We start from the raw sequence: 10,708 nt of genomic DNA, 5'->3' as shown, positions 1-10,708 counted from the left end.
TTATCGCTGGACTTTTAATAAAGAAAAATCAGCTGAATTTAGGCATAGTTTGGACATCGACGAAGGAAGTACTTTAATTGAAATTGGAGCTTCGACATATAAAGTACTGAATATCGTAAATGACAAAGTTGAATTAAAATATTTGTGGTAAAAAAAACGACACACAACAACGTGTATAACTAATTACTTGGTCTGTGTGTACTCGGAAAATCCTTCGGATTTTCCTCTGGTTCGTTTTCTTTTACTAAATTAGACCTAACCAACGCAACTAGCCATACACAACACGTTGGCTGTAATTTCAGCAAAGAACTAAAACAAGAAAATGAATGAACTATTAATAGAGGGCTATTCAATAGAAGAGTTAAATAATCTTATAGGCTCAAATGAATTTGAAGAATTAATATTCTCAAATAAACCTGTTGTTGTAAACGCGGGTAGTGCTGAAATATTAGCTCAATTTCATAAAGAAAATAATGAATTACATATTGATTTAGCTCATATAGATGGTGGCGGAGAAGGAGTTCTAATCACAATAAACTCGCTCGCCAAAAAATATGCGCTCAATAAAAATTTTATAGCAATTAATTGGTATGTGAATGCAACCAACTGTGCTAATCCAAATCAAAAACTTCAAAGAATTCTAAAACTAAAAAAGTACGAGATTAAAACATTTCCAAATAAAGGTTCGGTATTCTATAAGAAAGACTTTGTGACTGAATAACTTGAATATTTCATATATTAAATCAAATGAACTGAATGAAATATAGATTCACAATTCTCAATACCTTCTGCATTATTTATCTAATCTTGTGTATAGCTTTTCTTATTGTCAAATGGGAAATGCTAAACCGTTTTGAGGGTTGGGGAATTTTCGGAATGAAAATTTTGATTGGAATTGGACTCTTTGGTCTTTTATTAGATTTAGTCTTAAAATTAATTATAAAGAACAAAAAAACTCTAAATATTATAGAAGAAATCATTGTTTGGAGTTATTTACTTTTGCTTGCTATATTTTTTTATCAATAAAACTACAGCCAACAACGTGTATAATTAATTGCTAATGTTGGCTAAGACGACGGTTCTTCCCTACTTTTTAGTATATTGCTTAGCAAAGAATTATAGCGTACTTGTACGCAACTAACCATACACGTACACGTTGGCAACAAGCTCCGCAGAAACTCAAAACCATTCAGCACGTTAGTCAGAATAAAATTATTTCTCAACTGACATTTGACTTGTAATTCAATAACTCAAAATTGTTGATTCCCTACAGAATCCTGTTATATATCGCTTTTCCCATTTTTCAAACCTAAATATGAATATTTTAGCTTTAAATTTAACATTATGAGAAAATTTAAATACACAGCTCTAACACGTTGGCAAAAAAATAAACTTATGAAATTCAATATGAAAAGAAGAAAAAGCACACAAAATTTAGTATATATTTCAATCATCTCTTTAGGTTTCTTATGTGTTTCTTGCAAGGATTCACCTAGCGCTTCGATAAACACTAAAAGTGAATTAATAATGAAGATAAATGCTGTTCAGGAACAAGTGATGGCACAAGGAAATATGACAGAAGCCGAGGAACAGGCTTTATTAAGTTTATGTAGCATTGTGTCACATGATGACGGTTTAGCAACTTATACTACTGACAATAGTATGATATTAAAGGATGTAGAAATTGCCCCAGTTTATAATGGTTGTGAAGAACTATCGATAGAAGAAACAAGAGAATGTTTTAATAATAAAGTGTCGACATTTATTGAACAAGAGTTTAACTTGAATTTATCTAAAGATTTAAATCTTTCAGAACCAAAACTGGTAGAAGCATTTTTTATAATCAACGAAAACGGAAATGTAACTGGCATGAAAGTGAGAAATTCAGAAGTAACCGTTCAGGCAGAAATCTTAAGAGTGCTAAGAAAAATACCTGTAATGAAACCTGCTACTAACGATAGTAAAAGTGTTTCTGTATTATGTTCTATCATAGTAAAATATGGAAATAATGTAGAAGTTGATGTTGTTTATATTCCTGAAAGACCCGATTAAACTTTAATACTAACTAAAAAAGCCAGTTGCCAACAACGTGTATAATCAATTGCTGCGCATGTTGGTTAAGACGACGGTCCTTCCCTACTTTTTATTATATTGCATAGCAAAGAATTATAGCGTATTTGCACGCAACTAACCATACACATACACGTTGGCATGCATTAAAACAAAAAATATGAGTAAATATATACTAATTCTTTTTTTAAGTTTCTTCTATTGTTCTTTTGGTCAAGAATTTAGTGTTGAACTATTTTTTGAAGATTCTGCTGGAAACCAAGACAGTATTATTCTTGGTTATGATGATAATGCAACTGATGCTATAGATAGTTCTTTTGGAGAAAACAATATAATATCTATTCCATACAACTCTGGTTTGGAGGTTAGAATTAGTGATGAACAAAAATCTAGAACTACTTTTCCAGATCCTATTCCTGCAACTTATCATACTAAAAAACAAATTTTTCAAAAAGGTTGTCCAACAAATTTTTCTGTTCAGGCTATTGATATAATAACTGAAAATTGGCCTGTAACTGTTTCATGGAATAACTCATTATTCAATGATGATTGTAGAAATGGGTCAGTTTTCACTAGCATAAACCCAGGAGGATGGTGGGATACTGGAAGTCCAAGTGAGTTTGAATGTGGTTTCTTTAGAGTTGAATTACTAAATGATAATCAAATAACATTTTGTGATAATACGGAATATCCTGAATTTGCAAACAACGAAAACTATTCTTACTTAATAGATAATAATACAATAGTTTCTGTCTTTTGGTTCACATTTGGAAACCAATCTTTGCTTTTAAATACTGAAGATTATAATTTATCAAAAGTTCTAGCTTATCCCAATCCAACAAATAATAAGGTGAAGTTCAATATTAATAGAACCAATTTAGAAATTGAAAATATCGAATTATTCGATATTTCAGGAAAAAAGTCGAAAATTAAACTTGATAGTAATGATTCAATAAATTTAAAAGATTTTGAAGTCGGAATCTATTTTGTTCGATTGACATTTAAAAATGGAAATACTTTATTAAAAAGAATTATTAAGAATTAACGACATGCCAACAACGTGTATAGTTAATTACTAGTGTTGGCTAAGACGACGATTCTTCCCTAATTTTTATTATATTGCTTAGCAAAGAATTATAGCGTATTTACACGCAACTAACCATACACATACACGTTATATACAATGCCTCCGAATCACTCAAACGGGGAGATTATTCATTCTTAATTTTAGTAATTCACACTCAATCTCGAAAGTTTTTTCACTCAACTCTAGAACCACTCAAATCTATAAATTAGAGGTTCAATTCAAAAGGAAATCGCCTGATTCAAAAAACAATTGATTAGCAAACGTGATCACTCAAACTTCTTTATGTGATTACTCTTCTCGCGTTATGTGATTACTCTAGATTCAGAAACGCAAGCTCAGCGTGATTACTCTTAGGTGTCGGCACAGTAAATAACAACGTGTAAAGTTCATTGCTTCTTTTTTTTGTACTTGGAATATTTTAGACAAAAACATCAGTGGTTTTGGTTACTTTTATTAATTTTAAGCAAACCAACGCAACGAAACCTTACACATACACGTTGGCAGTAAGCTCGGAAAAAAACATGGATAACGGATTATTACTTATTATAACTTTTTCTACTCCTCTACTCTTGCTTATCGTATATTTTATTTGGTTATCTAAACGAAAAAAAAGACACGCTGAAGCATTGATACCAGATTGGAATAAATTTGAAAAAGCACTCAGTAATGAACATATAAACGGAATTATAAAATACGGAACGGAATTAGTGTGGAATGAAAACTTGACGGATTCACAAATGAAAAAAATGAAAGAATCAGTTTACGACCTTGCTGAAAAACATACTGAATTGGAAAACCTGAAAAACTTGATTTATAACAAATGGTTAGATTGGGATAAAGATATTGTCGGAACTCCATAATTAGTTGAATAAGCCAACTGCCAACAACGTGTATAATTAATTGCTAATGTTGGCTAAGCGCAGGATATTTTCCCGCAATTCACTATATTGCTTAACAAAGAATAACAGCGTATTTGCACGCAACTAACCATACACGAACACGTTGCCAACAAGCTGACCAAAAACCTCTGAATTGAAAATTAAACAGAATTATTTAAAAGGAAAATCCGTTTTCATAGTTTCATTACTCGTAATCGGAATTACAATTCTGACTGTTTATTTGACTGGAATTAATTATAACCGAAGTCTGACTTCAAATCTATATTTGTCTTTAGGAATTATAGCAACATCACTATTCCTATTTATGACTTATGGACTTTATAAAGGAATTGGATTGATTGACAATTTCCCAAAGTTTCGGAATTTTAAACGAGGCGATATAATGGGAAATGCTTCACCAACTTTCGACACACCTTCAATTGATGTTGGAGATGGAATTGGTGGATTGATTATATCAATTCTCTTGTGGATTGGAATGACAATTTTGATAATTGTATTACTAATCGTTTTGGAAGCTGTTTTTTGGTTTTCCCTTTTTATAATTTTAGCAATGTTGTATTGGATTTTTTTCAGGGCATTAAAATTTGTTTTTAATAAATCAAAAGATACAAAAGGAGATATTGGAATTTCAGCCGTTTACTCGCTGACTTATACTCTACTTTATGTTGGTTGGATTTTCGGAATCGTTTATCTGACTGAAATAATGAAATAAAGCCAGTTGGCAACAACGTGTATAATTAATTGCTATTGCTGGCTAAGCGCAGGATCTTTTCTCACAATTCACTATATTGCTTAACAAAGAATAACAGCGTACTTACACGCAACTAACCATACACGAACACGTTGTGCTTCATTATAACCAACCATTAACCAATGATAAAATTCTTTAGGAAAATTCGTCAAAACTTGCTGATGGAAAACAAAACAGGAAAGTATTTTAAATATGCCATTGGCGAAATTGTGCTGGTCATGATTGGAATACTTCTAGCATTACAAGTCAGCAACTGGAATCAAGACCGAAAAGACCGCATTAGTGAGCGTAAACTTTTAGACAATATCCATAAAGATTTTGTCCAAAATAAAATTCAGTTTGATACTGTTAAAGCCATAAACTATCGAAACCTTGCCACTTTGAACGGCAGAATTGCTTTGTTTCCTATAGAGAGAGACTCTGCGAAAATAGCGGCTTTCCAATCCTACCCACCAGTGCAAGGAATTAGCTATAACCCATATTCCAGTTCTATAAAGTCGGTAATCAATTCTAATTCGCTTGAATTAATACAGGATAAAGAATTACGAAAGTACCTAGTCTCTTGGGAAGACGTTTTATTGGACTACCAAGAAGAAGAAATTGCTTTTTTCAAATTTAATAATGAAGTAATGCAGCCATATCTAATAGAAAACGCTGATATATTAGGCAGAGACCAAGAAGTGCTTACAGATTTCTTGTCTTCAATAAAAACTCAAAATATAGTGGTATCCCGAAGAAATAGAATAAGAGGTATTATCAAAGCCATAGAGGAAGAACCCATAGAAAATCACATCAATGAGATTATTCGATTAACACAACCTAAAGACTAATGATAAAATTCTTTAGAAAAATTAGACAAAAAATGCTGATTGAAAACAAGTTCAGTAAATATATAGTGTATGCCATTGGCGAAATAATTTTAGTCGTTATTGGTATTCTTATTGCACTTTGGATTAACACCTTAAATCAAGAAAAAGCACAACAGAAAAAAATAGATTCTATATTGGTTAAAATACAAAATGATATTCTACAGGATATAGACAATGCAGATTGGTTGCTGGAAAATTATATGAGAAAAGATTCTATTTACACAAGGATGATGGGTGATGATCTAAATGCCGAAGATATAAAAGCTATCCCTGGCGGCTCATATGGGCTAGGTTTTGTGACCACGTGGTGGATGGAATATCACATTCAGACTAATGGTTATAACCTATTAAAAGAAAATATAGACATTGTACCTAAAAAGTATGATGACCTTATAAAAACATTAGACGAAATTTACACATTTAACCGAAATACATTTGAAACTTATAACAGCAATTCTGAAGATATTGCGAGACAATACAAGTATTATTTAAGCGACAATCAACCTTGGTTGGCTGTTGATGAATTTAACGGCAAGCGAAGTGATGCGAAGATTGAATTTATTCTTAACAATCCAAAATTTAAAAATCAAATGTATGCCATGCTTGGCTCAGTAGATGCAATGGTTTGGGAATTTAGCAACTACAAAAACGAAATTACTGAGATTTACATAAAAATTAATGAGCTTTTGGGAGAGAATGCCAGACCACTACCAAAAGTCATGAGGTTAACAAGTGTAGCCAATCCGAAAGATGCGGAAGATTTTGTTGGTATATATCAATTTAGCGATGGGCATAGAAATATTTTAAACAGCGAAACAATTGAAGTGTATTTAAAAGATAAAGACCTTTACATTATTAACACAAGGAACAATAAAACGGGAGGACCATTCTTACAGTTACATGTTGAAAAGCCTATATTCTCAAAAGTATATGGTTATAGTAAGATGAGGTTTATTCCAGAGCGAAATTCCATAATAATGTATTTTGGTACTGATGGTATTAATGAGTGGACTAAAATGACGCCTAAATAACCCAATAACCAATGATAAAATTCTTTAGAAAAATTAGACAAAACTTGCTGATGGAAAACAAAACCGGAAAGTATTTTAAGTATGCAATTGGCGAAATTGTGCTGGTAATGATAGGTATATTATTGGCTTTACAAGTTAATAATTGGAATGATAACAGAAAAATTAGAAATATTGAACAGCTATTACTACGTGATTTAAGAACAGAAATACAATCAAACATTGTTGCTCTTGATGAGATTATAAAATCTCACAGCTCATCTCTAGATGCGATTATAACCTTGGATTCGGTAATCACCAACTTAAGACAAGTTAATAGACCTCTTGAATTGGGTAGATTATTAGGAGCACACGATTATAATAGTACTTATGATCCAAGAACAGGTATTCTCAATTCTATTATCAACTCAGGGAAATTAGATTACATTTCCAATAGAGAATTACGGTATACGCTTTCTTCTTTAAACGATATTGTTCTTGACACAAATGAATCGGCTGATGAATTTAGTAAAGTGAGGTCTCAATTCTATTGGCCATTACTAGGGCAGTTTTATGATCGGCAAACAGTTGGAAGGTTTAAATTTAATCGCGAAAAAATTATAAATAGTTCAGAATTTAATTGGTGGTTATTACTTGCGAAAATAAACAGAAAAGAAGGATTAGTTGAGGAGAACGATCTTTTGAAAACCCTAAAAGAAATCATCGAATTAATTGATAGTGAAATAAAAACATAACGAAAGCACAACAACGTGTATAACTAATTGCTTGGTCTGTGTGTACTCGGAAAATCCTACGGATTTTCCTAATGGTTAGTTTCTTTTTTGCTAACTTAGTCTAGCCAACGCAACTAGCCATAACACGAACACGTTGTGTGTAATTTGAGAAATGAACGTTATTGAGCCAAAATATAAGTATAAAGAAATTGAAAAGGTTTTTGAAAAACTGATTTCTGGCAACGAAGAACTGACTGAACATTTTGTGAAAGAAGTTGACCTTTCTGATTATAATCAAGAGTATAATATTCCTTATGTTGACATAGGCTCAATTTCAAGATATATTGTTGAAAATAAGCTCAAAAACAGAACTTCGGACTTCGAACTTTTCTTTAAAAATGTTGAGGAAGTTTATGTGAATGGAGACAGCGATGTTCAGAACTTTATTGTTGTTGGATTATTCGAGGGAATTCAAAACATTGGTGGAAAGGAAATTGAATATTATCGTTCATTCAATCAATGGCTGAAATCGGAAACACAAACAGCGTGGAATGGAATAATTGACTATTGGGAAGGAACTGAATGGAGAATTCCAAAAGATGAACGCGAAAAAAGAGAAAAGGAAATACAAAAAATACTGAAAAAGAAAAAATAAAAACTACACACAACAACGTGTATAATTAATTGCTGCGCTTGTTGGTTAAGACGACGGTTCTTCCCTATTTTTTATTATATTGCTTAGCAAAGAATAACAGCGTACTTGCACGCAACTAACCATACACGAACACGTTGGCAAACATTTGATGAAAACTTTACACCAAATAAACTGCGAGATATTTGATATTGTTAAAAATAACGAATTAATCTTGTTTACTGAACTTCCAAAAATGGTTGGTGTTGACCAAGATTTGGTTTTGCAATCAATCGGAAAACTGAAAAACGATCACGGATTGATAAGTGTCAAAAGCCATAAACTTTCACTATCCGAAAAAGGACTGAGCCAAAAATCCTTTGAATCGTATCTAGAATCATTAAAACCTAAAAAAGAATATTGGTTTACTAAATACCAAATGACGTATCTGCCTTTCTTCATTTTTTTTGGATTTTTTGGCATTTATAAACATTTTGATAATAAAGAATTAAAGTCTGATTATGAGACTTTAAAATCTGATTTTGAGATTCTAACAAAGAAATACGATTCTGTGATAAAACAGACAGAAGAATTGCCAAAGCAAATTCTAAATGACTCATCACGAACCAAAAATTTGACCGATTTAAATAAGGATAAGAAATCAGGGAATGAATAAATTATAGCATCTAACGTGAATTTTAAATTAATAATCTTATTAAGATATGGGACAGGACAAAATACCAATGACTAAAAAAAGGATTAAATTCCTTGAAACATATGGCGACCTTGATGACAGCGAAACATTAAAAGAACTTTTGTATGCAAATTGCTTACAAGTTGAGAAACTCGAAAAAATACGGTCAAATACTTCAATGCTTGTTTGGTGGCTTGTTGCTATTCCGATAATTTTTGTCATTTTAGCTTTTGTTTTCGGTGGATTTGGAACACTACTTTAAAAACAAAAACGTTTGCCAACAACGTGTATAATTCATTGCGGTTTGATGGCTAAGCGCAGGATCTTTTCTCACAATTCACTATATTGCTTAACAAAGAATAACAGCGTACTTACACGCAACTAACCATACACATACACGTTATATACAATGCCTCCGAATCACTCATACGGAGAGATCATTCAATCTTAATTTAGTAATTCACACTCAATCTCAAAGGGTTTTCACTCGACTCTGAAACTCACTCAAATCTATAAATTAGAGGTTCAATTCAAAAGGAAATCGTTTGATTCAAAAAACAATTGATTAGCAAACGTGATCACTCAAACTTCTTTATGTGATTACTCTTCTCGCGTTATGTGATTACTCAAGATTCAGAAACGCAAGCTGAACGTGTTTACTCTTAAGTGTCGGCACAGTAAATAACAACGTGTAAAGTTCATTGCTTGATTTTTTTGTACTTGGAATATTTTAGACAAAAACATCAGTGGTTTTGGTTTCTTTTATTAATTTTAAGCGAACCAACGCAACGAAACCTTACACATACACGTTATATACAATGCCTCCGAATCACTCAAACGGAGAAATTATTCATTCTTAATTTTAGTAATTCACACTCAATCTCGAAAGTTTTTTCACTCAACTCTAGAACCACTCAAATCTATAAATTAGAGGTTCAATTCAAAAGGAAATCGTCTAATTCAAAAAACAATTGATTAGCAAACGTGATCACTCAAACTTCTTTATGTGATTACTCTTCTCGCGTTATGTGATTACTCTAGATTCAGAAACGCAAGCTCAGCGTGATTACTCTTAGGTGTCGGCACAGTAAATAACAACGTGTAAAGTTCATTGCTTCTTTTTTTTGTACTTGGAATATTTTAGACAAAAACATCAGTGGTTTTGGTTACTTTTATTAATTTTAAGCAAACCAACGCAACGAAACCTTACACATACTCGTTAGGGCAAATTAGAGAAAAATCGAATGTTAGATATAATTGGAGAATTACTTTTTTGGCGTGAAGATTACAAATTTGCGAAACGAAAAAAAGCCAGACGTAAATTTGAAAAGGAAAACAATCTTCCGAAAAAATTAATGATTCATCCTGTTTGGAAATTATTGGGAATTTTGCTGTCATTTATAATTGTAGCAAGGTTTTTCTTCTTTTCTGATTATGGAACAAAAAAAACAACTGAAAAAATAGCTGAGATTGAACTGATTCTTGAAAAGGAAAAAAAAGCACTAGGAATTTATCCTGAAAAACTAAATACGATAATTAGAAATAATCCATTGAGGAAAAAAATCACTTTGGATTATTGGAATAATGAGTTCTATTATGAACAAAAAGAAAATGGACTAGGTTATATTCTTATCTCGAAGGGAAAAGACGGAATTTTAAAAACAGAAGACGATATTAGCGGAATAAAAAACTTGCCCTAACAACGTGTATAATTAATTGCTCCGCAAGTTGGTTAAGACGACGGTTCTTCCCTATTTTTTATTATATTGCTTAGCAAAGAATTATAGCGTATTTGCACGCAACTAACCATACACATACACGTTAGCTAACATTAGATGAAACGTACTTTCCTGAAATAGGTTGACTAAAAATTAAACCTTTTAGCAACATACCTAATGAAAGACAAAAAACAACACTGCCGAAAAAATTCCTACAAAAAAGTAGGTTTCGATTTAAAACTTTTAAT

At 31.7% G+C, this 10,708-nt stretch carries 12 protein-coding genes; all 12 read left to right on the top strand.

Going from position 1 to position 10,708, the window contains the following annotated elements; translation table 11 throughout:
• Nucleotides 1-322 precede the first annotated feature (322 nt).
• The 12 genes from N4270_RS16765 to N4270_RS16710 all read left to right on the top strand — a co-directional run bounded on the left by N4270_RS16765 (nucleotide 323) and on the right by N4270_RS16710 (nucleotide 10,442).
• Nucleotides 323-721: a hypothetical protein gene (locus N4270_RS16765; RefSeq protein WP_260098509.1), complete on the top strand. Its 399-nt coding sequence runs from the start codon at nucleotides 323-325 to the stop codon at nucleotides 719-721.
• Nucleotides 722-1,344: 623 nt separating this feature from the next.
• Nucleotides 1,345-2,052: a hypothetical protein gene (locus N4270_RS16760; RefSeq protein ID WP_260098508.1), complete on the top strand. Its 708-nt coding sequence runs from the start codon at nucleotides 1,345-1,347 to the stop codon at nucleotides 2,050-2,052.
• 178 nt (nucleotides 2,053-2,230) lie between these two features.
• Nucleotides 2,231-3,115 carry a T9SS type A sorting domain-containing protein gene (locus N4270_RS16755; protein WP_260098507.1) on the top strand — a complete coding sequence of 295 codons (885 nt, stop codon included), beginning with the start codon at nucleotides 2,231-2,233 and terminating at the stop codon, nucleotides 3,113-3,115.
• 563 nt (nucleotides 3,116-3,678) lie between these two features.
• A complete protein-coding gene (locus N4270_RS16750; RefSeq protein ID WP_260098506.1) occupies nucleotides 3,679-4,017 on the top strand; it encodes a hypothetical protein in 339 nt (112 codons plus the stop codon).
• 172 nt (nucleotides 4,018-4,189) lie between these two features.
• Nucleotides 4,190-4,768, top strand: a complete 579-nt coding sequence (locus tag N4270_RS16745) for a hypothetical protein (RefSeq protein ID WP_260098505.1) — start codon at nucleotides 4,190-4,192, stop codon at nucleotides 4,766-4,768.
• Nucleotides 4,769-4,968: 200 nt separating this feature from the next.
• A complete protein-coding gene (locus tag N4270_RS16740) occupies nucleotides 4,969-5,637 on the top strand; it encodes a DUF6090 family protein (protein ID WP_260098504.1) in 669 nt (222 codons plus the stop codon).
• A complete protein-coding gene (locus tag N4270_RS16735; protein WP_260098503.1) occupies nucleotides 5,637-6,707 on the top strand; it encodes a hypothetical protein in 1,071 nt (356 codons plus the stop codon). Before N4270_RS16740 ends, N4270_RS16735 begins: the two co-directional genes overlap by 1 nt.
• A 50-nt stretch (nucleotides 6,708-6,757) precedes the next feature.
• The gene (locus N4270_RS16730) at nucleotides 6,758-7,438 is read left to right on the top strand and encodes a DUF6090 family protein (protein WP_260098502.1); all 681 of its coding nucleotides are present in this window, start codon (nucleotides 6,758-6,760) and stop codon (nucleotides 7,436-7,438) included.
• Between the two features lie 151 nt (nucleotides 7,439-7,589).
• Nucleotides 7,590-8,072, top strand: coding sequence for a hypothetical protein (locus tag N4270_RS16725; RefSeq protein ID WP_260098501.1), 483 nt, complete (start codon nucleotides 7,590-7,592; stop codon nucleotides 8,070-8,072).
• Nucleotides 8,073-8,220: 148 nt separating this feature from the next.
• Nucleotides 8,221-8,724, top strand: a complete 504-nt coding sequence (locus tag N4270_RS16720) for a hypothetical protein (RefSeq protein ID WP_260098500.1) — start codon at nucleotides 8,221-8,223, stop codon at nucleotides 8,722-8,724.
• A 46-nt stretch (nucleotides 8,725-8,770) separates the two neighbouring features.
• Nucleotides 8,771-9,004 (top strand): hypothetical protein, encoded by a 234-nt coding sequence (locus N4270_RS16715; protein WP_260098499.1) that lies wholly within the window; start codon nucleotides 8,771-8,773, stop codon nucleotides 9,002-9,004.
• Between the two features lie 982 nt (nucleotides 9,005-9,986).
• Nucleotides 9,987-10,442, top strand: a complete 456-nt coding sequence (locus N4270_RS16710) for a hypothetical protein (RefSeq protein ID WP_260098498.1) — start codon at nucleotides 9,987-9,989, stop codon at nucleotides 10,440-10,442.
• Nucleotides 10,443-10,708 lie beyond the last annotated feature (266 nt).

Source organism: Psychroserpens sp. SPM9, from assembly GCF_025153525.1.
In the GTDB taxonomy this organism is placed as follows: domain Bacteria; phylum Bacteroidota; class Bacteroidia; order Flavobacteriales; family Flavobacteriaceae; genus Psychroserpens.
This window is presented reverse-complemented; position numbering and strand designations above follow the sequence as displayed.